Raw genomic sequence first — 24,214 nt, forward strand, 5'->3', positions numbered from 1 at the left:
TTAAAACAAGCAAATTTCAGCTACAATAAGCCGTTTATGTTAAATTAATTTAAGGTTTTTATTTTGGCTAAGTCGTCAGCTTCTAAATCTTCTCTCGCTCGTACCGTTTTAGGCAAGATATACGCGGTGATTTTTTCCGCCGCCGTTGCACTGATCTGCGCGGCTAGTTTTGGGTTAAATTTAAAATTCGAAAGCGTCAAAGAGGACATTTATGCGGCGAATTCTTATTTTAAATTTTTCATCAAAGAGCGCGCTTTGGCCGTGGGAAACGAACTAAAACTCATCGAAAAATATATCGGCGCTCGCGATTTTAACATAAAAGATATTTTTGATTTTTCTTTAAAAGACAATCCTGAATACAAGGCCTTTTTCATCGCAAACGAGCAAGGCGAGATAGAGTTTGCCAGCGATGAAAATTTGCGCTCCAAATACTCCGCTTTTTTTCTCTCAAAGCCTTGGCAAAGCGAGCCGACGGATAAAATTTTAAGGTCTGAGTTTATGTTTAACAAAGGCGATGCACCCTCGAGATTTATCGCCAAAAAGATAAAAGGAGGCAAAACTCTAGCCGTACTCGTGTGTTTTACGGCGATTTACGAGGAGTTTGCGCGCAAGCACGAGGAATACGGAGTAAAATCATTCGTGATAGATAAAAACGGCAAAATTTTATTTCATCAAGACAGCGAACTGGTTTTAGAACATAAAAGCATCTTTGATCTTTACGATTTGAGCGCTGATTATTTGGATAGCCGCGAGGTAAAGATTGCAAAATTCGGCTCTTTAAGCAGTGATATTTATTACGTTCAAAAGATTCCCGATATCGACTTTGCCGTGGTTTCTTATTATCCTATGGGTAAATTTATAAAAGAAAATTTGCTCTTTTTAACCCTTTGCGCGGCGTTTTTTATCGTCGGCGCTTTTTTTACGTTTTACTGCGTTAAGTTTTTCAAAAATAGCGTCATAAAGCCCGTTTTATCCATCAAAAATTTGCTCGCGAAAACCGCACGCGGCGAGGAGCTAAAAGTATGCGCCAAGCTTTGCGAAATAGAAGAGTTTGAGCAGATTGTCGGCGGGATCGTGCAAATTTACGGCGACTATAACGCAAAAAAGGCGAAATTTGAAGATGATTCGCATAAATTCGGATTTTTGTTTGAAAAAGGTCCTTTTATCTTGTTGTTAATCGACGCAAAAAGCGGTGCGATAACTCGTGCTAGCGCAAAGGCGCTCGAGTTTTACGGCTTAAGTTCGGAAGAGATACGGCAAAAAAATTTAGCCCAGCTAAATGCGTCAAATTTGATAGATGTAAAAATAGAACAAGAAGGCGAGGTGCAAATTTACGAAACCAGCCAATTTACGGCAAACGGCGAGATAAGGCAGGTGCGCATCAGTAAGCAAAATTATGAGCTAAATAACGGTGAAAAGATCGGTTTTTGCATCGTGAAGGATGTTACGCAAAGCAATATCTTAAAGAAAAACGCGCAAAAACAAAACGAGATAGCCGCGTATTCGCCGTTATTTAGTATCGTTTGGAAAGATCGTCTCATAGGCGAGATAGCAAACGTCTCGGACAATATCGAACGCGTGCTGGGATACAAAAAAAGCGAGATATTTTCAAGCGAATTTGACTTTAAAAACGTCATCCATCCTGACGATCTGGGTAGGCTTACGAATGAATTTAATATTAAATTTAGCCTATTTAACGCCGCTTCGCTCAAAAAAGGTCACGAGTCACTGCAAGCTTGCAGGCTGATAAGAAAAAATTTAGAGGTCATAAACTGTAGCGTATTTATCAAATTTATCTCGAAAGACGGCAGAACCGTGGACGAGGTGATCGGGTATTTTATCGAAAGCGAACTGGTGGCGAATTTGAGCTCTGAATCCGGCACTAATGTGTTAAAAAGGCTAACCGACGAAAAAGAGGATGCGCACAAAAATACGATTTTGAATTTATTCGCAAACGCGAACGAGGGTGTCGCCATAGTCGGATTAAACGGCGTATTTTTGGAGGCAAATGAGGCGTTTTGTAAAATAACGGGCTACACTAAAGACGAAGCCGTCGGCAAACCGTCAAATTTACTAAAATCAGGCGTGCATGATGCTAAATTTTACATAAATATGTGGAAAAGCTTGCTAAAAAGCGGCTTTTACAGCGGCGAAATTTACAACAAGCGTAAAAACGGCGAAATTTATCTTGAACGCTTAAGTATCGTCGCCGTTTATAGCGGCGCAAAACCTAGCTACTTCGTGGCGGCGTTTCACGAGCTGCCGTGGAAGGAGCCCGAGGCAAAACCGGACGAATCAAAAGCAAAGGAGCAAGAGTGAGCGAATTTGACGCGAACGTTTATGAGCACGATATACCGAGCGGTACGAGGTTGTATTTCGGACAAAGCGCGAAACTAAAAAGAAAGATCGAGCGCACGGCGAGCGAAATTTTAGAAAAAAACGGATTTCACGAGATCGTGACGCCGTTTTTCTCGTATCACCAGCATCTAAGCGTGCAGCCCACGGCTCTGGTGCGCTTTAGCGATCACGAAAATCATCAAATCAGTCTGCGCGCCGATAGCACCGTAGACGTCGTGCGCATCGTACTTAGACGGCTAAAAGATACCGAGCCTAAACGCTGGTTTTATATCCAGCCCGTTTTTAAGTATCCCAGCGCCGAAATTTATCAAATCGGCGCCGAGCTAATCGGCGAGAGCGATCTGGCTACTAGCGTCAAGATCGCAAAGGAGCTTTTTGAGTCGTTTGACCTCGCGCCCGTGCTGCAAATCAGCCATATCGCGATCCCGCAGATCGTGTGCAGGCTGCTAAATTTGCCTATTTCGATATTTGAGCACGGCGAGATCGAAAAAATCCTAAATCAAAACGAAGAGTGGCTAAAAAGGCTGGCTTTCGTAAATACGGTCGAGGGCATCGACGAGATTTTGCCGCTGGTTCCGGACGAGATAAAAACCGCGCTACTTGAGATAAAAGAGCTGGCGCAGGCGGTAAAATATGAAAATTTAAGAATTGTTCCGTTATATTATTCAAAGATGAGGTATTATGACAAGCTGTTTTTTAGATTTTTAGGCGGCAACGCCGTGCTAAGCGGCGGCGGCAACTACGAGATAGAGGGCATCAAAAGCAGCGGATTTGGCGTATATACCGACGCGTTAATCGAAAATTTAGATCAAAAGGAGAGAGTATGAGCAAGGCTGACGTGATAGTGGGCGTGCAGTGGGGAGACGAAGGCAAGGGCAAGATCGTAGATCTGCTAAGCGGCGACTACGATATGGTGTGCAGGTGCCAAGGCGGGCACAACGCGGGCCACACGATCGTCGTGGAGGGTAAGAAAATCGCGCTGCATCAGGTTCCTTCGGGCATACTTCATAAAAATATAATCAACATCATCGGCAACGGCGTTGTGCTCTGTCCGGCCGCGATAATCGAAGAACTAAAGCAGTTTGGAGACGTCTCGGGGCGGTTATTTATCAGCGACAAGGCGCATTTAAATTTGCCTTATCACGCGCAAATCGACCAAGCCAAAGAAAAGGCCAAAGGCGCACACGCTATCGGCACGACCGGCAAGGGCATAGGGCCTGCGTATAGCGACAAAATCAGCCGCAGCGGACACCGCGTAGGGGAGCTAAAAAATCCCGAAAAGCTTTGCGACGCGATCTTAGCCGATTTTGCGGCAAATAAAGCGTTTTTAGACGTTTTGGGCGTCAAAGCGCCTGCGCGCGAGGAGCTTTTGGGCGAGCTAAAGAGCTACGAGGCTGCGCTGGGTAAATTTATCGTAGATACCACGCATATGGTGTGGGAAGCCATAGACGCGGATAAGAAAATTTTACTCGAGGGTGCGCAGGGCACGCTGCTAGACATCGATCACGGCACGTATCCTTTCGTAACCAGCTCAAACACCGTAACCGCAGGCAGCTGCAGCGGTATCGGACTAAGCCCTAAAAACGTCGGCGACGTAATCGGCATCATCAAAGCCTACACCACGCGCGTTGGCAACGGCACTTTCCCGACCGAGGATATGGGCGAGGACGGCGAAAAGATACGCGATATCGGACGCGAATACGGCGCTACGACTGGCAGACCGCGCCGCACGGGTTGGTTTGACGCAGTCGGAGTGAGATACGCAGCGAGGCTTGACGGCGTGGATAAATTTGCGCTGATGAAGCTTGACGTTTTAGACGGCTTTAAAAAGGTAAAAATCTGCAAAGCCTACGAGAAAAACGGCAAGATAATCGAGTATTTCCCAAGCGATTTGGAGGGCGTAAAACCGGTTTACGAGGAGCTTGAGGGCTGGGATAAGGTAGAAGGGGTGCGCAAATTTGACGATCTACCCGCAAATGCCAAGGCTTTTATCAAACGCATCGAGGAGATCACGGGCGTAAAGGTCGGCATAGTATCTACTAGCCCGGAGCGCGAAGACACGATAGTTCGTTAAGATGAAAAGCAAATTTACGCAAATCGTAAATATAAAAAAGCGAAATTTAGACAAAATCGAGCTAAATTTGGCAAGAACCAGAAACGAAGCCGCGATGATAGAGGGCTTCATAGCGCAGGCCGCCGAGCAAATTTCAAAATTTGAAATGCCATCAAGCGGCTCTGCGATCGATCTGCGAGGTTCGCTGGAGCTTCTTGGTGCGATGCGGCGAGAAAAGAATCTGCTAACCGAGCGGCTGGAGCTAATGAAAAAAAACATCGCGCATCTCGAGCGGCAGCACAAGGCAGCCAATCTAGAGTATGAAAAGATAAAATACCTGCAAACGCAGGACTTTAGCGCGCAAATAGAAAAGATAAAAAAGGCCGAAGCGGCGGCTCTGGACGAGTTTGCGACGATGAATTTTACTAGGCAAAAAAATGCGGATCAATGATTTGGATTTGAGTGACTGGAAAAACTGCGACATAAATACCGATAGTCTTTGGTTTATCGCAGAGCGCGATAAAAGCGGTAAACATAAAAACATCTATCACGGTAATTTTATCCCGCAGATCCCAAATCAACTCCTGCGCCGATATACCAAAAGGGGCGAATTTGTGTTTGAGCCTTTTATGGGTAGCGGCACGACGCTGTTTGAGTGCGAAAATTTGGATCGAAAATATATCGGTTTTGATATAAATCCATTGATGTTGGATTATGTGCGCCAAAGTATGCAAAACTCGAATTTTAGTGATTTTTTTATAGCTGAGTGTGATTCGATGAATGCCCAAAGTGTTGATAAAAATTTTGAAAATATGGGTATTAAAAATGTACAATTCGTCCTGATGCATCCGCCTTATATGGATATCGTTAAATTTACGGATGACGAAAACGACCTATCTAGATGTGACAATATAAATGAATTTGTAAAAAAATTTAAGCTTGTCTGTGAAAATTCTTTAAAATTTTTGGACAAAAATCGTTATTTTGCTGTAGTGATCGGCGATATTTATAAAAATAGCGAAATTTTGCCGCTTAGCTTTTACTGTATGGATATGATAAAGAGAAATTTTAAAGTCAAGTTAAAAGGTATAGTCGTAAAAAATATCGAAGGTAATCGCGGCAAACTAGGCACGAGCGGAATTTGGCGGTATCGTGCGTTAAAAAACGATTATTATATTTTTAAGCACGAATATATTTTGGTTTTTAAAAAGGAGTTTTGATGACAACACATGTTTTTATAGTTGATAACAATACCTTTAAATATCATTTGGAATATATGTTTGCCGGAACTGGGGCTGGAAATAATTTTATAGATTTTAATAGTGTTGGCACTACAAATTTACACTATGCGACTGAAAATAATTTGCTTGGAATGATTGCAGATATAAGCAGAATTCGCATTGGCGATAATGTTGTTTTTTATTTACAGCAAGATTATTCTAAAGGTATATATGAGGGCAAATTTTATGGTATTTTTAGAGTAAGAAGCCTTGGCTTTTTAGATAATAATGATGGCGGACAATTTTTAATAAATGAATTACAAAAATCACTCACATTTAGAATCTTAATTGAACCTTTGGAAGTTTATGCAGATGGCGTTACTGAATGGGAGGCGCTTGACGAGATAAAAAATATTTGTTCGCCAAATCAAATGCTTTGGAGCTTGATATATAGGAAATTAAAAGGCAATCGTGGAAATACGATGATAACTATTTATGAATTTGAGCGGCTATATCAGCTTATTAGAGAAAAAAATTATTATGTTCCACTTGGCGGACAAAATTTTAGTTTTGATTCATACTCTCAACAAATCATTCAAATTCCGCAAAGTAATTCTTACGATGGGAGATTTGGAAGTATAAATATCTTGCCGAGACTTTTGGCAAAATACGAAAAAGGGCATCAGTTTGAGACTCATCTGCAGGCTTACATTTTACAGAATATAGAGCAAATTTTTAATTCGGGTTTTGAATGGATAGAATGGATAGGAAATGAAGTCTCATGCGGTGTTGGCATGCAACGTATCGATATTATGCTGTCAAAAATAAATGGAATAAATAGAGTTTGTATGCCTATTGAATTAAAATCAAGCGAAGCTTATCTGGGTATAACCCATCAAATTCAAAGATATGTTGATTGGATTAGACAATATTATCTGCCAAATCGTCAATCTGATTTGGTGCCAGTATTGATTTCTAGACAAATCTTAGATAAAAATTCTCAATATTTCAGTAACCTAATAGCTGAATTTCAAAATTTTAATGCCATAAACAATATCAACTTAAAATACATAGAATTCACTATTGAGAATAATAGTATAAATTTTAGTAAAATCGTATATTAATGAACTACATCGGCTCTAAATTTAAACTCTCAAGCTGGATAAGAGACGAGATTTGCAAAGTTGTTGGCAATGATTTATCGCAAAAAATCTTCTGCGATATCTTTGCGGGCACCGGTATAGTCGGGCGGACTTTTAAAGCAAGCGTGAAAAAAGTCATCGCAAACGATATAGAGCCCTATAGTTATGTCTTAAATAAAAACTACATCAGTAATCATAAAATTTTAAGACAAACGGACGATTTGATAAATGAATTAAACGATCTTAAACCCGTTGAAGACGGGTTTATTTACAAGAACTACTGCTTTGGCAGCGGTTCTGGTCGCCAATACTTTAGCGATGAAAACGGCAAAAAAATAGATACTGTCAGGCAGGAAATAGAAAGATGGCATAAAATCGGAAAAATGACCGATGAAATTTACTATTTTTTGTTGGCTTCGCTTATAGAAAGCGCAGACAAAGTCGCAAATACTGCATCAGTTTATGGAGCGTTTCTAAAAAATATCAAAGCATCTGCCTTAAAGCCATTGGTTTTGGAAGCAGCTAAATTTGAGATAAATGACAATGTCCACGATGTTTATCAGATGGATGCAAATAAACTGATAAGAGAAATTGCCGGCGATATTTTGTATTTAGATCCGCCTTATAATGCTCGGCAATATGGCGCAAACTACCACTTATTGAACACCATAGCACTTTATGATAAATTTACGCCAAAGGGCAAGACTGGATTGCGAAACTATATGCGCTCGAAATATTGTTCAAAAAACGGTGTTGCAACTGAATTTGAAAATTTAATAAAAAATGCAAATTTTAAATATATCTTTTTAAGTTACAACAATGAAGGACTGATGAATGAGTATCAAATTCGCAAAATTTTACTCAAATACGGCAAGTATAATTTAGTAAAAAAAGAATATCAAAGGTTTAAAGCCGATAAAAGCGAAAATCGTAAGCATAAGGCCGATTCTACGTTTGAATATTTGCATGTTTTGGAAAAAATAAACTGAAAGCAAGAGGATAAATTTTGAAAATTTTTTTGATTTTACTAACTTTAAATTTATGCGTTTGGGGCGCAGACGGCGCGAACGCCCAAAGCGCGAGCCAAAGCGGCTTTAAGATCCCCGTGGACTGCGTTTCGATCTTTGAAGCTAGAAAAGACGAGATAAAAAAAGAGATCGCAAGACTTGATGAGGCAAGGCAGAGCTTGGAGGCTTTTCGGGCGAGTTCGGCGGCGCTTTTTGAGGAGCGAAACGCCAAACTGGCCGCCAAAGAGGCCGAGATAAACGCGACTCTAGCCCGCGCGCAAGAGGAAAAAAGGCAGACCGAGCAGCTACTAAAGAAAAATGGCGAAATTCTAAAAGAGCTAAAAACGATGACTAGCGACAAGGTCGGCGAGACCTACGGCAAGATGAAAGATCAAGCCGCCGCCGACGTTCTAAGCGCGATGGATAGGGCGGATGCGGCTAGCATCATGTACTCGCTAAGTCCTAAAAAAATCTCTGCGATAATGGCCAAAATGGAGCCTGCTGCAGCGTCTGAAATCACGCTTTTAATCAAGCAAGGCCCGCCCTTTATAAAGGCCGAAAAAAACGTAACGCAGGAAGTCTCTCCGACCTCGCCCGACGGCCCCGCGGGAAATCTGTTAAATTTGTGATTTAAAACCCGGATAAATTCGCTCGGTGTTTAAATTTTGACCTAAATTTAGCTAGCGCGGTTAAATTTTACGGACGGATCAGCGAGCTAAAATTTGTATTAAATTTGGCTCAAGATAAGTTAATAGGATTTTTAGCTGCGACTTGCGTTGCTACTTATAAGACCTCTTATCAATTTTAGCACAATATGATAGAGCTTTTTTATAGAAACATCACTTCGTGAGTGATTCGCTTGTTTTATCATTATATCTAAATTCACACTCTTTTAAGATAAAGCAAGAAATTCTCTTTGCTTAGCTTCCCTGCGGTCGCTACCGTCGCTACGCTTGAGAAGATTCCTTTAAATTTTGTTTAGCGTATCCCTCTCTGCTCGCAGTAGCAACGCGAGTCGTAGCTCTTGTGCTTAACCGTGCTTTGTTTGCTACCGATAAGACGCACTCTCTTTGAGAAAAACTCCTTTTGGAAGTTTTTAACTTATCTTGGGCCTAAATTTTAAGCGATCGAGTTAAATTTGCGCAGGTAATTCGAAAGATAAATTTAATATTCGTAGCAAATTTGAACCTAAAATCGGCTCGCGCTCAAATTTGCAGAGCGCTTTTGGCTGAGGTTTTGGGCGGATTTGTAGCGGCTCGAAGCGGGATTTGAAGCCGCGAAATTCGCCGTTTTATAGCGACTAAATTCGATGCTCGCTATTTGCTCGGTAAAGTAAAATCAAATTTAACATACCGCTTTGGACGCCTGGCAAGCGACATAAAATTAAAATTTCCTTTTGAGGCATCAAAATTTAACGCCAAAGCCTAAATTTAGTTCGCGCCAAATCTTAAAAACGCTAAAAGTATTTTTATCTACGCATAAAATTTAGTTTCAAATTTTGATGACCGCAAGCACGCCTAAAAGCCCGACAAAACCTAAAAACGCCGCGCGCTTTTAGGTATTTCTTACCAAATTTTGGTTAAAATCAAACCCAAAAAGAGAGGTAAAAATGCGTATAAAACTCCCACACACGCCCTATATCGCACACAAAATCGCTATTGATTTATTAAAGTCCGGATTTGTAAATTTAACGCGCGGAGTAGAGCCCGTAGCGGCATGCGCGAAAGAAATTTTAGATAACGATTTACAAAAAGAAAAGGCTCTGGAAGAGCGCGTAAACGAGGTGCTAACCGAGAACGAAGACGATATGGAGAGTATGCAAGTCGATAGAAAAAATATGTTTTGGCTCGTAAAAAAGAAGCTCGCTAAAGAGTACGGCGTGATCCTAGCTTACGAGGACCGCTTTAGCAACGTCGCTCACCTCGTGCTTGAAAGCGCTTGGAAAAAGGGACTCATCGACTACACGGTCTCCGAAAACCGTATCAAAAACATCATCTACGGCTCGATCGAAGAGTATCTAAAAACTTATGAAATTTTACAAGACGTGGTCATCGACAAGATCGAGGGCTACAAGCGCAAGCTGATTCCGGGCACTGAGGAGTACGACATCGTATTTGAGCGGCTCTATGAGGACGAATTAAGAAAAAGAGGCATGTTGTGAGAGCTTATATTTACCTTGAAAACGGCGTTTTTTTGCAGGCAAAGGCCTTTGGCGCAAGCGGTACGGCTAGCGGCGAAATGGTATTTAACACGAGTCTAACGGGCTACCAGGAGATCATAAGCGATCCTAGTTATGCGGGGCAGTTTATCGTTTTTACCATGCCTGAGATCGGCATAGTGGGCGCAAACGAAGACGATATGGAGAGCGCGAAAATCCACGCTAGCGGCGTTTTGATGAGGGATTTTAACGCCGCTCCTTCAAATTTCCGCTCGCAAAAAAACCTGGAGGAGTTTTTTAAAGAGCAAGGCAAATTCGGCGTTTACGATATCGATACTAGATTTTTAACCAAGATGTTGCGCGATAACGGCGCGCTACACGCGGTGATCTCGACTGAAATTTCAGACGAAAAGGAGCTAAAAAAGCTGCTTGAAAGCTCGCCTAGAATCTCAGAGATAAACTACGTCGCAAAGGTGAGCACGGAGAAAATTTACGCTCACGAAAGAGGCGCCTGGGATCATACGAGCAAATCCTACGCCCAGCTAAAACCAAACGGCAAAAAGATCGCTGTCATCGACTACGGCGTAAAGCGAAACATCCTAAACGAGCTTTGCGAGATGGGGCTGCAGACGCAAATTTACCCGCACGACATCGAGGCGGAGGAGCTTATCGCTAAATTTAACAAAGGCGAGATAAACGGTGTGTTTCTCTCAAACGGCCCCGGCGAGCCAAAAGCCCTAAAAAACGAGATCGCTCAGATAAAAAAGCTGATTAAGGCGCGAGTACCGATTTTTGGCATCTGCCTCGGGCATCAGCTGCTTAGCAACGCGTTCGGCTTTGAGACTTACAAGCTAAAATTCGGTCAGCACGGCGCGAATCATCCCGTTTTAAATTTGCATACCAAGGCAGTCGAGATAACGGCGCAAAATCACAACTATAATATCCCCGAGGCTATCGCGCAGGTCGCAGATATCACGCATAGAAATCTTTTCGACGGCACGATCGAGGGCGTGAGATACAAAGACTATCCCGTATTTTCGGTACAGCATCACCCCGAGGCTAGCGGCGGGCCGAGCGAGAGCAAGTATATCTTTAAACAATTTTTAGAAATTTTATAGTTGCTAGTCGCGGTCGAATTTGAGTTAAATTTGCAAGTCGAATTTGGGCGAAGCGCGGGTAAAATTTGATGAATAGCGCCGAATTTATTTCGATTTTAAGCGTCGCGGCGCTTAGCTCGGTAGGCCACTGCATCGGGATGTGCGGCGGATTTGCCTTGCTGCTTTCGCGGTTTTTGAGCGGCAAAGGTAAAAAATTTAGCCTTGCCGTTATCGCGGGATATCACCTGGCTAGGATTTGCGCTTATATACTTCTAGGCTTTATTTTCGGGTCGCTGGGCGGCGTTTTTACGCTGTCTCTTGCGGCGCGCGGCTACGTCTTTTTCGCTATCGGCATTTTTATGGCGGTTTTGGGAGCGGCTTTGATCAAGCGCGGAAAAGTTCTAAATTTTATCGAAAAAAACGTATTTTTATCTAAAATTTTGAACGAAAAAATGAAAGCCGCGATCGCCAAAAATAGCGTGCTCGGGTTTTTGACGCTCGGGTTTTTAAACGGACTGCTGCCGTGCGGGGTGGTTTATTATTTTTTGGCTTTAGCCATAGCTAGCGGCAGCGGCGCAAAAGGCGCTCTTATAGCGGCAACTTTTGGCGCGGTTAGTTTTTTTGCGATGAGTTTTTACGCGCTGGTTTTAAAGACCACGAGCGAAAAATTTAAAAAACACGCACTAAATTTAAGCGGCGCGGCGATAATAATTTATGGAATTTATCTATCTTTTATAGGATTTACGGCAAGCAATGGATAACATCAAAGAGCGTTTTAGACAGTATCAAGAAGCTATCGAGGCCAGCAATATCGTCTCAAAGACCGATATAAACGGTATTATCACCTTCGTAAATGACGAATTTTGCAAGATGTCGGGCTTTTCGCGAGAGGAGCTAATCGGCGCAAATCACAACATCGTGCGCCATCCGGAGGTGCCAAAGGAGGTTTTTGCCCGACTTTGGGAGACGATTTTAGCTAAAAAAGTGCATAAAGGCACGATAAGAAACCGCACGAAAGACGGTCGCGACGTCTATCTAAACACGACCGTTATACCGATTTTAAATTTACACGGACAGATTGAGGAGTTTGTAGCAATCAGGCATGACGTGACGGACGTGATAAACCTAAACAACGAGCTTAAAAAGACGAAAAAAGAGCTGTTAAATTTAAACGAAAATCTCGAAAACAGGGTCGCCGAGCAGACGGCCGAGCTTGTTAATTTAAATCAAAATCTGGAAAATTTGGTAAAAGCCGAGATCAAGAAAAACGAGGAAAAAACCAAAATGTTATTTTTGCAGTCGCGTCTAGCCTCGATGGGCGAGATGATAGCAAATATCGCCCATCAGTGGCGCCAGCCGCTAAACGAGCTTAGCATTACGCTTTTTAAGCTAAAAGAGAGCGTAAAATCAAACGAAAAATTCGAGACCGGTTACGAGCATGCAAAGCGCGTGATAAAGAGTATGTCGCAGACGATCGAGAATTTTAGAAACTTTTTTAGCGTCGAGCGCGAGAGAGAAATTTTCTCCATTTCGTCCGCGGTAGAAAATGCGCTGAAAATGGTGCAGGGAACCTACGAAAAAGAGGGAATCGACGTAAATTTAGAGCTAAAAAGCGATGGTCAAATTTACGGCTTTGAGTCGCAGCTTTGTCAGGCCGTGATTATACTACTTTCAAACGCTAAAGACGCGCTCGCAAATAAAAAAGACGATAAAAAAGTAACGCTAATGTTAGAAAAAAAGGATAAATTTGCTATCATAAGAGTAACGGATAACGCGGGCGGCATAAAAGAGGAGATAATGGACAAGATTTTTGAGCCTTATTTTACCACCAAGCACCCAAGCGCAGGCACCGGTATCGGGCTATATATGCTAAAAACCATAGCCAAAAATCACGGCGGAAGCGCAAGCGCTAGAAACGTAAAATTTGGAGCGGAATTTGAAATAAAACTACCGCTAAAAGGAGGGGAAGATGAAAAATTTTAAAGAGCTTACGTTGCTGCTAGTCGAGGATGAGGATAGTATAAGAGAGTCGATGCAAGAGGTTTTTAGCGGCATGTTTCAAAAGGTCATATCGGCTTCAAACGGCGACGAGGGGCTTAAGAAATTTAAAAAATTTAGCCCGGATATCGTGATCGCCGACATTATGATGCCTATCATGGACGGCCTTGAGATGTCAAAACAGATAAAAGAGGTCTCGAAAAATACGCCCGTTATCATTCTAAGTGCGTATAGCGAAAAAGAGAGATTGCTAAAAGCGATCGACGTGGGCATCGACAAATACGTGATCAAGCCTATCGATATGGACGAGCTTTTCGTCGTGCTGGAGCAGATCGTAAAAACCAAAATCATAGGCGCCGATATCATCGAGATTTCGGGCGGATATTCGTTTAATCAAACCAAAAAAGTGCTCGTAAAAAATGGCGTCGAGATAGCGCTAACCAAAAAAGAGCTGGCCTTTATCTCGCTTTTGGTTAAACGCATCGGCACGCTGGTTTTAACCGAAGAAATAAGAAACGTGGTGTGGTTTGGCGAAAAGGTAAACGACCCCGCCGTTAGGACTTTCATCAAGCGAATACGCGATAAAGTGGGCGCAGGGCTCATCAAAAACTCACCTGGTCTAGGCTACAAAATCGAACTAAAGAAGTAAATTCTAAAATCACACAAATTTAATCCGATTAAGAATATTTATATTTTATTTTATATAAAATAACATTTTCGTAACAAAATAAACAAAGGAGGATATCGATGCGACTAGACAGGGCGCTAAGCTACGACTACACGGTCGCCAAGTATTTTATGTTCGCGACGATACTGTTTGGGATAGTCGGTATGGCTATAGGCGTGCTAATAGCCTTTCAGATGGCTTATCCCGAGCTAAACTACCTAGCGGGCGAATACGGTATTTTCGGCCGCCTAAGACCGCTGCATACGGCCGGCGTGATATTTGGATTTATGCTCTCGGGCGTATTTGCGACATGGTACTACATAGGTCAGAGGGTCTTAAAGGTCTCGATGAGCGAGTCGCCGTTTTTGATGGTTGTGGGTAAGCTGCACTTTTGGATATATATGCTGGTGATGGCTGGCGGTGTGTTTAGCCTTTTTGCGGGCGTTAGCACATCCAAAGAATACGCAGAGCTAGAGTGGCCGCTAGATATCGGCGTGGTCGTGCTTTGGGTGCTTTGGGGCGTCGGTATATTCGGGCTTATCGGCATTCGCCGCGAGAGGACGCTTTATATATCGGTTTGGTATTTTATCGCGACGTTTTTAGGTATCGCGATGCTTTATCTTTTTAACAACATGGCCGTGCCGACCAAGCTGGTTTCGGGATACGGCAACTGGTGGCACTCGGTCTCGATGTATGCGGGAGCAAATGACGCGCTGGTGCAGTGGTGGTACGGGCATAACGCCGTGGCATTCGTCTTTACCGTGCCTATCATAGCTCAAATTTATTATTTTCTGCCCAAAGAGAGCGGCCAGCCTATATTTTCTTACAAACTTTCGATTTTCTCGTTTTGGAGTCTTATGTTTTTGTATCTTTGGGCGGGCGGACACCATCTCATTTACGCCGCGATACCGGACTGGATGCAGACGATGGGCTCGGTCTTTTCTATCGTGCTTATCTTGCCTTCCTGGGGCTCGGCGATAAATATACTTCTGACGATGAAGGGCGAGTGGGTGCAGCTTAGAGAAAATCCTCTCATTAAATTTATGATTTTAGGATCTACGTTTTATATGTTTTCTACGCTTGAGGGGCCGATACTTTCTATCAAGTCCGTAAATGCTCTCGCGCACTTTACTGACTGGGTGCCCGGACACGTGCACGACGGCACGCTGGGCTGGGTCGGCTTTATGACGATGGCGGCGCTTTATCATATGACGCCGCGCGTGTTTAAGCGTGAAATTTACTCCAAATACCTAATGGAAGCGCAGTTTTGGATACAGACTATCGGCATTGTGCTGTATTTCGCCTCTATGTGGATCGCAGGCATCACGCAGGGTATGATGTGGCGCGCTACCGACGAATACGGCACTTTGGCCTATACTTTTATCGATACCGTTATAGCGATCGTGCCTTATTATTGGATTAGAGCCGTAGGCGGACTGCTTTATCTGCTCGGATTTTTTATCTTCGTTTATAATATCTACAAATCCATGTCGGCTAAGCCTTTGGCGAAAGAGCCGCTAAATGCGAGCCCTGCTGGCGTAAAGGAGGCGGCAAATGTTTAGTTGGTTAGAGAAAAATCCTTTCTTTTTCGCGGTTACTGTTTTTATATTTATCGCTTACGCGGGTATAGTTGAAATTTTACCCGACTTCGCAAATAGAGCCAGACCGCTTGAAGGCACTAAGCCGCTTACGGTTTTACAACTTGCCGGTAAACATATTTATATGAAAGATAGCTGTAATGCCTGCCACACCCAGATGATCCGTCCGTTTAAGGCGGAGACCGACAGATACGGTATGTATTCGCTTAGCGGCGAATATGCGTTCGATCGTCCGCACCTTTGGGGATCGAAAAGAACGGGCCCCGATCTAAAGCGCGTGGGCAACTACCGCACCACCGACTGGCATGAAAATCATATGAAAGACCCGACCTCCGTGGTGCCCGGCTCCATAATGCCGGCATACAAGCATCACTTTAGCAACAACGCCGACATCGATACGGCCTACGGCGAAGCCGTAACGACGAAGAAAGTATTCGGCGTGCCGTATGACGTAGAGGGTATGCCAAAGCTCGGCACCTACGAGGAAGCGCAGGCGATCGTTAAAGAAGAAGCCGCGGCTATCGTAGCGGAGATGAAAGACAAAGAGGTCAAAGAGGCATTCGGACGCGGCGAGATCCGCGAGATAGTGGCGCTCATCGCCTATATGAATAGCTTAAAATAGGCAAATTTATGGACGCGCAGACTCTAAGAGAAATCCAAGGCTACGGATTTTTCGCATTCGTGGTAGTTGCGGTGGCACTTCTTTACGGATATTATTTTCATCTTTACAAGTCCGAGCGAAGCGGCAGGCGAAACTACGAAAAATACTCCGATCTCGCTTTAAAAGACGGCATCGATGAAGAAATTTTAGAGTCTAGCGACAATGCTAAAAAGGAAAAGTAATGCAATGGTTTAACCTTGAAGACAATGTAAATTTACTAGCTCTCATCGGCGCGCTCGCTATCTTTGCGCTAACGGCTTTCGTGACGGGCAAATACGTAAAGCAGATGAAAATCGCAAAAGAGGGCGGAGAGCTGGACGAGTACGTCTGGGACGGTATAGGCGAGTATAAAAACCCTTTGCCGCTTGGCTGGGCGATCGTGTATGCGTTAGTTATAGTTTGGGCTTTGTGGTATATGCTCGCAGGCTACCCGCTAAACTCCTACTCGCAAATCGGCGAATATAACGAAGAGGTCGCCGCTGCGAACGCTAAATTTGAAAAACGCTTCGCAAACCCCGACATCAAGACGCTTCACGCGATGGGAGAGAGCGTATTTTTGGTGCAGTGCTCGGCCTGCCACGGCATCACGGGCGACGGCATAGGCGGCAAGGCGGCCGATTTGGCGCTCTGGGGGAGCGAAGAGGGCATCGTAGATGCGATCCTAAAGGGCTCTAAAGGACTAGACTATCCGATGGGCGAGATGCCTGCGGGTATGGCGGACGAAGAGGGCGCAAAGGCGATCGCGGCTTACATCGCTAAGGAAATTTCCGGTATAAAAAAGACTAAAAACGAAAATCTGGTTGCGAGCGGCAAGGAGCTGTTTGCGGCTTGCGCAGCCTGCCACGGCGAGGACGGCAAGGGTATGGAGGGTATGAGCCCGGACCTCTCTAAATACGGCACGGCGTCCTTTGTAGAGGATGTTTTGCAGCGCGGCAAAAAGGGCGACATCGGCGCAATGCCTAAATTTAACGACGGCAGACTAAATGCTTTGCAACAAAAAGCGGTCGGCGAATACGTCATCTCGCTCTCGAAAGGAGAATAAATGGAAAACACCGATAGAAACGTCTTTGGACTGCACGGCGTGACGGGGATGCTCATCGCGACTGTGTTGCTACTGGCGATTTTGGCGACGCTCACGTATTTTGCTATTAAGCTCCAGCAAGAGGTCGCGCAAAAGCCCTACACGCTAAACGCATCCGAGCTAAGGATGAAAAGCGCGGATAACGCCAAACAAGTGCGCGTAAAGGAGTGAGTATGCAAGCGGTTTTAGAAAAAATCATCGTCGCGGGTCTCATCGCGTCTGCCGTCATCGCGGCGTGGGCGGTTTTGACGCCAAATCACCTTTTCGTCGGATGAAATTTGATAAATCAAGGAGCGGAGACTCGGCCGCTCTTTTTCAAATTTTTCGCTTAAATTTAAGCGGTGCGTTTTGCTTTTTGCGCGAAAAAGTATGATCTTGCCGATGAAATTTTTAAATTTTACTCGTTTAAATTTAATTGCGTCGGTTTTTTTACGGGTCGTTAAATTCGGAAATATTAAATTTGTTCGCTCTTTAAAATTCGCAAATTTAATCACGAGAAAAAGGGCTTGCGTTTGCTAAAATTTATAAATTTCGCCCGCTCGAGTTTGGCAACTTTTCTCTCGCTATTTTTATTTAAATTCCTAAAATTTATTTGCTTTGATTTGACCGCTCTTTGTCGTTTTTTCGCGCTCAAATTTGCAAATTTGGCCCACGCATTTTTTATCTTTTTGCTTTTTATTTACGGCGCGGCGACTTTACAGGGTTCAAATTTGCCTCGCGAGATAGTCTTGGTAAATCAAAACATCTTAAGCCCCGCCGTGAGCGAGAAAATCGCGGTTTTGGGCGAGGAGCTAGCGAGCAAAAGCGGCGTGTTTGCAGGGGTTGCGGTTTATGAGAGCTTGGACGGTAAAACGCTAAAAGAAGCGGCCGCGCAGCTAAATTTGACCCCGCCTTACGTGCTTTTGATGCTTGCTAAAACGGAGCATAAGGTGGAAATTTTTGCCGATCACCAGACGCTAAAGCTTTTTGATAAAGAGAAAATTTTAAGCCCGTATCCTAGCTCGGGCTCTATTTTGCCGATTTTAGCGTCCAAAAACGGCAAAGATATCTTTAACGCCGCCGTGCTAAACGGCTACGCGGATCTTGCCGAACAGATCGCCGCGAGCAAAGGCGTGAGCTTGCAAAACGCGGTAGGCAATCAAAACCGCCTGACGTTAGATGCGTTTAGGATTTTTATCTACGGCTCTATCGCTCTGGTTATTTGCGCCGCTATTTTTAGAAAATTTAGGAGGAAAAATGGCTAAAAACTACTGGCCTCACGCTATCGTTATCTCGCTCGTTTTGATAATAATCTCCTGCGTGGCGACCATCGTCGTAGCCGTCAAAAACCCAGTGGAGATGGACGGTTTTTACTTCGAGCGCTACCAAAACGTCGATGAAAATATAAACGAGATCGAGGCTAGCCAGCGCAGGTTTGACGCCAAGTATGCTCTTAAATTTGAGCCTGAATTTAACGGGCTAAGCGGATATTTTAAGATCGCCGTCACGCCTAAAAACGGCTCTTTAGCGCCAAATTTTACTCACGAAATTTTACTAACCAGACCTGCGACGAACGAGCAAAATCAAAATTTAAACGCCAAATTTGACGGGCAAATTTTAAAAACGCAGCCCGTAGCTTTGCCCAAAAAAGGCAAATGGCAAATTTTGCTAAAAATCTCCGACGCAAACGACACGGGCTTTTATAAATTTAGCTTCGAAGCGCGCTAGTTTTCTTTGATTTTCAGCCGCTCTGAGTTATCATTGCGTCAAAAAACAAAGAGCTTTTATGCAAAATTTAGACAAACTTTATATTTTTAGCAACTCCCGTAAGATCCGCGAATTTAACGCGAAATTTCAAAACGAACTCGTGCCAAAGGCCATGACGATAGCGCAGTTTGAGCAAAAGGCCGTGCTGGTGCCGGGGCGCTTTGAGGCGGACGAGGCGTACGCGCTGGTGCTGATGCAGCGAGCCTGCGCGAGCGTGAGAGAGGCCTCCGAGCAGCTGCGTATCCCGTCCGAGTTTTTTGCTTTTTTGAAAAACAACGACTATCTTTTTAGCTTTTTTAAGGAGCTCGCCATCAGCAAAAAGAGCGTGGCGGATCTGAAATTTAGCGATATTTACGCCGATTACGAGGAGCATCTGGGTATCCTCGAGGCGGTGCTTGCGCGATATAAGGAGCTGCTCGCGGCCGAAAATCTATACGACGGCATCGCGCTGCCTGAAATTTACCGGCTAAACGGCGGGTTTGTGAGGGAATTTCGCGAGATTTATCTTGAAGTAGACGGCTTTTTGAGCGAATTTGAGTGGGAGCTGTTTGGCGAGATAGCCAAGCTAACGACGCTAAAAATCATCTTTCAAACCAGTAAATTTAACAAAAAACTGATCCTAAAACTAGCCGAAATCTCCGGCATTGACACGAGCGAGTTTAGCCTATACGGCGAATTTGAGCTAAATTTGAGCTCGCGCGAGCTAAAAAAAACGGGCGCCGTGCGCAAAAATCCGCTCGTTTTAAAAAGGAGCTTTAGTGCTAGAAGCCTGCAGGCAGCCTACGCGATGGCAAAGGCTAGCGAGTTTGTCGCAGGGGGCATCAAGCCCGAAAACATCGCCGTTATCTTGCCTGATGAGAGCTTTGCCGAGATCTTGCGCTTGCACGACCGCGGCAAGATGTTTAACTTTGCGATGGGCGAGAGCTTCACGCGAACGCGGTTTTTTCAAATTTTAAAGTGCATAGTAACCGCGATAAACGACAAAATCCGCGTAAATTTGAGCGAGGATAACTACGCGAATTTTAACGAATTCGAGTTTAATCTGTGCGAATTTGGTGTCGGCTCCGAGCTGTTTGCTAAATTTAAAAACGGTTTTGAAGAGCCTTGCTCGTTTGAGGATTTTAGGGCGCTTATGGAGGAGATTTTGGCGCTTGAGAGCGACCCCGCCGCCGCGCAAAAAACTCGCGAGGAGCTATTTTACGCGCAGAGTTTGGCGCGGTATTTTAGCTTTACGCTGCGTCAAATTTGCGAGATATTTTTGATAAAGCTAGCCAGGCTTAGGCTTGATCACGTAGGCGGCGGCAAGATCGGCGTCATGGGCGTTTTGGAGAGTCGCGGACTTAAATTTGAGGGCGTCATAGTGCTTGATTTTAACGACGATTTGGTGCCAAAGCGTAGCGTAAACGAGATGTTTTTAAGCTCGCGCGTGCGCCAAAAGGCGGGCCTCATCGGCTACGTCGACCGTGAAAATTTGCAGAGATTTTACTACGAGAGTCTAATCGGCGGCGCGAAAAAAGCGGCGATATGCTACGCGGCAAACGAGGAGAAAATCGCGTCGAGATTTCTCGGCGAATTTAACGCCGTGGAGGACGCGAGATTTAGCGACGAGAGCTATGCGGCGCTGTTTAACGGCGAATTTGACGCAAAGACCGGTTTTGCGGACGAGCAGAAATTTGAGGCCGAGATGAACCCGCATCTTGATGAAAAGAACGAGGCTAAGTCGGGACAAGCAAAAACCGCCAAAGAGCGGAGTTTGTTTGAATTTGACGTGCAGGGCGAGCTAGATTCTGGCGCAAATTTAGTCGGTAAATTTGACGAAAACGCTACGCAAAACAAAACGCCGAGCCAAAATCCGCGAGCGCTAAATTTTATAAAATTTACGCGAAAAACGCCCGCAAAGCCTAAAATTTTCGAGCAAGATATCATCGTCAAGCACGATTTTTTCGCTATCCCGCTCTCTTTTAGCAGGCTAAACACCTATTTGCAGTGCCCGCGGCGGTATTATTACAGATATATCCTAGGCGTAAAGCCGCCCGTGATGCCGCAAACGGCGTCCGCGGCGGACTTTGGCAACTCGCTGCACAGGGCGCTTTTTGAGTATTACTCTAAATTTGAGAGGTTTGACCTCGCTAAATTTGAAACGGTGCTAAGGGAACTAAACATGCCACCGCTAGAGCGCGAGATAACGATGATAGAGATGGAAAAATTTAAGGCCGTAGAGGACGCGAGATATGAGGCCGGATGGCGCGTGCATGGGCTCGAAAAAGAGCTTGATAGCGTGTTTGCAGGCGTGCGTATAACTGGCAAAATCGACCGCATAGACGGGCGCGGCGGCGAGCTAGCGGTGATTGATTATAAAAGCGGAAAATTTGACGCCAAATCCTTGCAGCTGCCCTTTTACGAGGCGCTCGTGGGTAGGCCTTGCGAGGGGTACTTTTACGATCTAAAAGATAATATGAACTTGGTGGCGGGCGAGGCTAGCACGGAGGCGCTTGCAGAGGCGATCGAGCAGCTAAAATCCATCAACGACACGCCGATAAATTTCGGGGAGGCGAAGGGCGCGATGAGCGAATACGAAGACTATAAAATTTTAGTGAAAGGCGAGCTATGAAGCCGTTTTTGGCCCTCGAGGCGAGTGCGGGCAGCGGCAAGACATTTGCGCTTAGCGTGCGTTTTATCGCGATTTTGCTATCAGGCGCCGACGCGCGCGAGATCACGGCGCTGACCTTCACCAAAAAGGCCGCCAACGAGATGAAAGAGCGCATCGTGCAGACCTTTTTGCGGCTCGAGGAAAAGGGCGCAGAGCTAGCCGAGTTGGAGCAAATTTTGGGCGCGGGCAGGGATGAAATTTTAGCTATGCGCGACGCTCGGGCGACTCATTTTTTAGAAAGCGATCTAAAAATCGGCACGTTTGACTCGTTTTTCGTGGGCATCTTGCGCAGCTTTTGCTTAAATTTGGGGCTAAGCGCGGATTTTGAAGTGAGCGAAAATTTAAACGAGCTGCAGCGGGGCGAGTTTGTCGCGAGCGTGAGCAAGGATATGCGGCTACTAAAAGCGCTTGCGAATTTGATAGCGACGGCCGAGCGCAGCCAAAGTAGCTTTTTTGAGAGCTTAGAGATGTTTTACGAAAATTTCGGCGAGCTTAAAAGCAGCGAAAATGCGGCATTTCCAAACGAAAGCGGCGTTGCGGAAGCGCTAAAAAATATGCGCGAATACGTCCTAGCTAGAGGCGGCGGCAAAGACGCGCAAAGCGCCGTAAAGCAGGGTAGCCCGAGCGAAATTTTAGCTCGCTCTTTTATGTCGCGCGCGAGCCTTGATTATCGTACGTTTTCTAAAATTTATACGCCGGAGCTTGACGAGATGTTTTTTGAGTTAAAAGCTTGGCTAAAGCGCTATTTCGACGCGCTGGAGGAGTATAAAATCGCCGAGCTGGCTAGATTTTTAAAAATCTACAAAGAGTGCAAAATCTCGCTAAATAAAAGGCTAAATTCGCTCGCCTTTAGCGACGTGACGCGCCTAGTTTATGAGCTTTTAGGGGGCGGCGAGACGGACGCGCAGATGCTTTATTTTAGGCTCGACGGGCGGATAAATCACCTGCTCATCGACGAGTTTCAAGACACCAACGTCGCGCAGTACGAGATCATGCGTCCGCTCATCGAAGAGATCGTCGCCGGATACGGACAAAACGGGCTTGGCAGCTTTTTTTACGTCGGCGACGTAAAGCAGAGCATTTACCGTTTTCGCGGCGGCAAAAAGGAGCTTTTTGGCAAACTGATGCGCGATTTTCCGCAGATCAAAGCGCAAAATTTGGAGGTAAATTACCGCAGCAAAAAGGCGCTGGTTAGATTTACGAACGCCGTGTTTGCGGGCAAGATCGAAAATTTTAAACCGCAAAGAACGCCACAAAAAGAGGGCGAGCGGGTAAATTTGGTAGGCGAGATGCCGTACTTTGAGGCACAGGAGGACGATCTTGGCTTCGTGCGGGTAAGTAGCGGCGATGACGTGGCGATGGAGGCGGCGCAGCAGGTTAAATTTTTGCTTGAAAAAGGGGTCTGCGAGGACGATATAACCGTGCTTTGCTGGAAAAACGACGATATAAATAAAATCTCAAATTTGCTGAGCGAGGCGGGCGTAAAAAGCGTGAGCGAGGGCGTGATGTCGCTGCTAGCGAGCAAAAATGCGCGCGCAGTAGTGGAATACGCTAAATTTTGCCTATTCGACGAGCGAATTTACAAGCTAAATACCGAGGCGATCCTAGACGTAAATGCCGTAAAACTAAGCGTAAATCCGCAAAAATCGGCGCTTGAGAGCCTGCACTATCTAGCGGGTAGGCTCGGCGTAGATATGAGCGACGCGGACGTTTTGCGACTACTTGAGCTAGCGCAGCCGTATTCAAATTTGACCGAGTTTGTCTATAATCTTGATAGATTTGAAGCTAAAGCGAGCGCAAAAAGCGGCGAGGGCGTAAAAATCATGACCGTGCACAAGTCAAAGGGACTGGAGTTTGAAAACGTGATCGTGTGCGATAAAATGGGCGCTGGGCGGCATGACGGGTCAAATTTCATCGCGGAATACGACGCGAGTGCGGGCTCCTGGCAGGTGCGACATAACGTCAAAAAGCAGTGCATCGACGAGGATTTTGCAAGGCTAAAAGAAAAGGCGGCGCGGCTCGAGCGCGAAGAGGATATGAACAAGCTCTACGTCGCGCTAACGCGGGCGATTGGCGGGCTAATCATCGTCAAGAAAACGGGCGCAAACGGCAGAAATCCGAGCTTTTTTGGGGCGTATGAGAGTAGCGGCGAGGTTACCGAGTATCTTGATTTGGTTGATTTTAGCTTCGGCGAGCCTACGCCTAGTAAGGCGCGAAATTTGACGTCAGTGGGCAAATTTGAGCCTATAGAGCTAGTTCAAATTTCAAAGCAAATCGTAGATGAAATGCCCAAAGTCGAGGGCAAAAATCAAAAGGCGATTTATTTTGGGCTGGCGCTGCACTATCTGCTCGAGATGGTGGAAAAATTTGACGAGAGATCGCTAAAAACGGCGCAAATTTCGATGCGAAACGCGTTTCATAAATTTTTGAACGAGGGCGAGCTGGATGAAATTTACGCACGCGGGCTAAATTTGATAAACGAGTCTAAATTTAAGCAAATGACGCAGGCGAAGAGAGTGTTTAAAGAGCAGCCATTGCGCTTTGAGGGCGCGCTAAAGCAGCTTGACCTGCTCTGTTTGGACGAAACTGAAATCTGCGTGATTGACTATAAAACGAGCGATAAAAATATAGATGAAAATATCGCGCAGGTTGAGGAGTACAAAAAAATACTGGCTCAAATTTATCCGAATTTGAGCGTGAGAGCGGCGATATTTTACGCTTTGCGGGACGAAATTCGAAGCATTGATATTTAAATATAGCTTAAATTAAGCTATCTGT

General features: G+C 44.9%; 22 protein-coding genes. All 22 read left to right on the forward strand.

The annotated features are described in order from the left end of the window. The first annotated feature begins 126 nt into the window (after positions 1–126). Complete coding sequence (locus tag CRECT_RS01835; RefSeq protein WP_004318782.1) at positions 127–2,319, forward strand: PAS domain S-box protein; 2,193 nt, start codon at positions 127–129, stop codon at positions 2,317–2,319. Further along, positions 2,316–3,185: an ATP phosphoribosyltransferase regulatory subunit gene (locus tag CRECT_RS01840; RefSeq protein ID WP_004318842.1), complete on the forward strand. Its 870-nt coding sequence runs from the start codon at positions 2,316–2,318 to the stop codon at positions 3,183–3,185. The genes CRECT_RS01835 and CRECT_RS01840 overlap by 4 nt, the downstream gene beginning before the upstream one ends. After that, entirely contained in the window at positions 3,182–4,432 is a 1,251-nt protein-coding gene (locus CRECT_RS01845) for an adenylosuccinate synthase (RefSeq protein WP_004318759.1), read from the forward strand. The genes CRECT_RS01840 and CRECT_RS01845 overlap by 4 nt, the downstream gene beginning before the upstream one ends. A 1-nt stretch (position 4,433) precedes the next feature. Next, the gene (locus tag CRECT_RS01850) at positions 4,434–4,862 is read left to right on the forward strand and encodes a flagellar export protein FliJ (protein ID WP_004318847.1); all 429 of its coding nucleotides are present in this window, start codon (positions 4,434–4,436) and stop codon (positions 4,860–4,862) included. Next, positions 4,849–5,631, forward strand: coding sequence for a DNA methyltransferase (locus CRECT_RS01855; protein ID WP_004318673.1), 783 nt, complete (start codon positions 4,849–4,851; stop codon positions 5,629–5,631). The genes CRECT_RS01850 and CRECT_RS01855 overlap by 14 nt, the downstream gene beginning before the upstream one ends. Beyond that, complete coding sequence (locus CRECT_RS01860) at positions 5,631–6,755, forward strand: hypothetical protein (protein WP_004318841.1); 1,125 nt, start codon at positions 5,631–5,633, stop codon at positions 6,753–6,755. Before CRECT_RS01855 ends, CRECT_RS01860 begins: the two co-directional genes overlap by 1 nt. Beyond that, on the forward strand, positions 6,755–7,762 hold the full coding sequence (locus CRECT_RS01865) for a DNA adenine methylase (RefSeq protein ID WP_004318815.1): 1,008 nt from the start codon (positions 6,755–6,757) through the stop codon (positions 7,760–7,762). Before CRECT_RS01860 ends, CRECT_RS01865 begins: the two co-directional genes overlap by 1 nt. Before the next feature lie 17 nt (positions 7,763–7,779). Then, entirely contained in the window at positions 7,780–8,409 is a 630-nt protein-coding gene (locus CRECT_RS01870; RefSeq protein ID WP_004318742.1) for a MotE family protein, read from the forward strand. A 980-nt stretch (positions 8,410–9,389) separates the two neighbouring features. Then, complete coding sequence (locus CRECT_RS01875) at positions 9,390–9,941, forward strand: DUF507 family protein (RefSeq protein WP_004318780.1); 552 nt, start codon at positions 9,390–9,392, stop codon at positions 9,939–9,941. Continuing rightward, on the forward strand, positions 9,938–11,056 hold the full coding sequence (gene carA, locus CRECT_RS01880) for a glutamine-hydrolyzing carbamoyl-phosphate synthase small subunit (RefSeq protein WP_004318716.1): 1,119 nt from the start codon (positions 9,938–9,940) through the stop codon (positions 11,054–11,056). The genes CRECT_RS01875 and carA overlap by 4 nt, the downstream gene beginning before the upstream one ends. A 68-nt stretch (positions 11,057–11,124) precedes the next feature. Beyond that, positions 11,125–11,796 carry a sulfite exporter TauE/SafE family protein gene (locus CRECT_RS01885; RefSeq protein ID WP_004318792.1) on the forward strand — a complete coding sequence of 224 codons (672 nt, stop codon included), beginning with the start codon at positions 11,125–11,127 and terminating at the stop codon, positions 11,794–11,796. Then, a complete protein-coding gene (locus CRECT_RS01890; protein ID WP_004318784.1) occupies positions 11,789–13,018 on the forward strand; it encodes a PAS domain-containing sensor histidine kinase in 1,230 nt (409 codons plus the stop codon). Before CRECT_RS01885 ends, CRECT_RS01890 begins: the two co-directional genes overlap by 8 nt. Further along, positions 13,005–13,682: a response regulator transcription factor gene (locus tag CRECT_RS01895; protein WP_004318762.1), complete on the forward strand. Its 678-nt coding sequence runs from the start codon at positions 13,005–13,007 to the stop codon at positions 13,680–13,682. The genes CRECT_RS01890 and CRECT_RS01895 overlap by 14 nt, the downstream gene beginning before the upstream one ends. A 98-nt stretch (positions 13,683–13,780) precedes the next feature. Continuing rightward, positions 13,781–15,262 carry a cytochrome-c oxidase, cbb3-type subunit I gene (gene ccoN / locus CRECT_RS01900; RefSeq protein ID WP_004318824.1) on the forward strand — a complete coding sequence of 494 codons (1,482 nt, stop codon included), beginning with the start codon at positions 13,781–13,783 and terminating at the stop codon, positions 15,260–15,262. Then, on the forward strand, positions 15,255–15,920 hold the full coding sequence (gene ccoO / locus CRECT_RS01905; protein WP_004318706.1) for a cytochrome-c oxidase, cbb3-type subunit II: 666 nt from the start codon (positions 15,255–15,257) through the stop codon (positions 15,918–15,920). Before ccoN ends, ccoO begins: the two co-directional genes overlap by 8 nt. An 8-nt stretch (positions 15,921–15,928) precedes the next feature. After that, positions 15,929–16,141 carry a cytochrome c oxidase, cbb3-type, CcoQ subunit gene (locus CRECT_RS01910; protein WP_004318668.1) on the forward strand — a complete coding sequence of 71 codons (213 nt, stop codon included), beginning with the start codon at positions 15,929–15,931 and terminating at the stop codon, positions 16,139–16,141. Further along, on the forward strand, positions 16,141–17,001 hold the full coding sequence (locus tag CRECT_RS01915; protein ID WP_004318678.1) for a c-type cytochrome: 861 nt from the start codon (positions 16,141–16,143) through the stop codon (positions 16,999–17,001). Before CRECT_RS01910 ends, CRECT_RS01915 begins: the two co-directional genes overlap by 1 nt. Beyond that, the gene (locus CRECT_RS01920) at positions 17,002–17,211 is read left to right on the forward strand and encodes a DUF4006 family protein (RefSeq protein WP_004318694.1); all 210 of its coding nucleotides are present in this window, start codon (positions 17,002–17,004) and stop codon (positions 17,209–17,211) included. It begins immediately after the preceding gene. A gap of 341 nt (positions 17,212–17,552) precedes the next feature. Beyond that, positions 17,553–18,284 (forward strand): hypothetical protein, encoded by a 732-nt coding sequence (locus tag CRECT_RS01925; protein ID WP_039887893.1) that lies wholly within the window; start codon positions 17,553–17,555, stop codon positions 18,282–18,284. Further along, complete coding sequence (locus CRECT_RS01930) at positions 18,277–18,747, forward strand: FixH family protein (RefSeq protein WP_004318671.1); 471 nt, start codon at positions 18,277–18,279, stop codon at positions 18,745–18,747. Before CRECT_RS01925 ends, CRECT_RS01930 begins: the two co-directional genes overlap by 8 nt. A 58-nt stretch (positions 18,748–18,805) precedes the next feature. After that, the gene (locus tag CRECT_RS01935; protein ID WP_004318787.1) at positions 18,806–21,397 is read left to right on the forward strand and encodes a PD-(D/E)XK nuclease family protein; all 2,592 of its coding nucleotides are present in this window, start codon (positions 18,806–18,808) and stop codon (positions 21,395–21,397) included. Beyond that, a complete protein-coding gene (locus CRECT_RS01940; RefSeq protein WP_004318799.1) occupies positions 21,394–24,189 on the forward strand; it encodes a RecB-like helicase in 2,796 nt (931 codons plus the stop codon). The genes CRECT_RS01935 and CRECT_RS01940 overlap by 4 nt, the downstream gene beginning before the upstream one ends. The last annotated feature ends 25 nt before the right edge of the window (positions 24,190–24,214 follow it).

It is taken from the genome of Campylobacter rectus (genome assembly GCF_004803795.1).
GTDB lineage: Bacteria > Campylobacterota > Campylobacteria > Campylobacterales > Campylobacteraceae > Campylobacter_A > Campylobacter_A rectus.

What these genes read in the sequence shown, in the direction of transcription:
- CRECT_RS01845 (WP_004318759.1), top strand. Translation starts at nt 3,182, where the DNA reads ATGAGCAAGGCTGACGTGATAGTGGGCGTGCAGTGGGGAGACGAAGGC.
- CRECT_RS01850 (WP_004318847.1), top strand. Translation starts at nt 4,434, where the DNA reads ATGAAAAGCAAATTTACGCAAATCGTAAATATAAAAAAGCGAAATTTA.
- CRECT_RS01855 (WP_004318673.1), top strand. Translation starts at nt 4,849, where the DNA reads ATGCGGATCAATGATTTGGATTTGAGTGACTGGAAAAACTGCGACATA.
- CRECT_RS01860 (WP_004318841.1), top strand. Translation starts at nt 5,631, where the DNA reads ATGACAACACATGTTTTTATAGTTGATAACAATACCTTTAAATATCAT.
- CRECT_RS01865 (WP_004318815.1), top strand. Translation starts at nt 6,755, where the DNA reads ATGAACTACATCGGCTCTAAATTTAAACTCTCAAGCTGGATAAGAGAC.
- CRECT_RS01875 (WP_004318780.1), top strand. Translation starts at nt 9,390, where the DNA reads ATGCGTATAAAACTCCCACACACGCCCTATATCGCACACAAAATCGCT.
- CRECT_RS01885 (WP_004318792.1), top strand. Translation starts at nt 11,125, where the DNA reads ATGAATAGCGCCGAATTTATTTCGATTTTAAGCGTCGCGGCGCTTAGC.
- CRECT_RS01890 (WP_004318784.1), top strand. Translation starts at nt 11,789, where the DNA reads ATGGATAACATCAAAGAGCGTTTTAGACAGTATCAAGAAGCTATCGAG.
- CRECT_RS01895 (WP_004318762.1), top strand. Translation starts at nt 13,005, where the DNA reads ATGAAAAATTTTAAAGAGCTTACGTTGCTGCTAGTCGAGGATGAGGAT.
- ccoN (WP_004318824.1), top strand. Translation starts at nt 13,781, where the DNA reads ATGCGACTAGACAGGGCGCTAAGCTACGACTACACGGTCGCCAAGTAT.
- ccoO (WP_004318706.1), top strand. Translation starts at nt 15,255, where the DNA reads ATGTTTAGTTGGTTAGAGAAAAATCCTTTCTTTTTCGCGGTTACTGTT.
- CRECT_RS01910 (WP_004318668.1), top strand. Translation starts at nt 15,929, where the DNA reads ATGGACGCGCAGACTCTAAGAGAAATCCAAGGCTACGGATTTTTCGCA.
- CRECT_RS01915 (WP_004318678.1), top strand. Translation starts at nt 16,141, where the DNA reads ATGCAATGGTTTAACCTTGAAGACAATGTAAATTTACTAGCTCTCATC.
- CRECT_RS01920 (WP_004318694.1), top strand. Translation starts at nt 17,002, where the DNA reads ATGGAAAACACCGATAGAAACGTCTTTGGACTGCACGGCGTGACGGGG.
- CRECT_RS01930 (WP_004318671.1), top strand. Translation starts at nt 18,277, where the DNA reads ATGGCTAAAAACTACTGGCCTCACGCTATCGTTATCTCGCTCGTTTTG.
- CRECT_RS01935 (WP_004318787.1), top strand. Translation starts at nt 18,806, where the DNA reads ATGCAAAATTTAGACAAACTTTATATTTTTAGCAACTCCCGTAAGATC.
- CRECT_RS01940 (WP_004318799.1), top strand. Translation starts at nt 21,394, where the DNA reads ATGAAGCCGTTTTTGGCCCTCGAGGCGAGTGCGGGCAGCGGCAAGACA.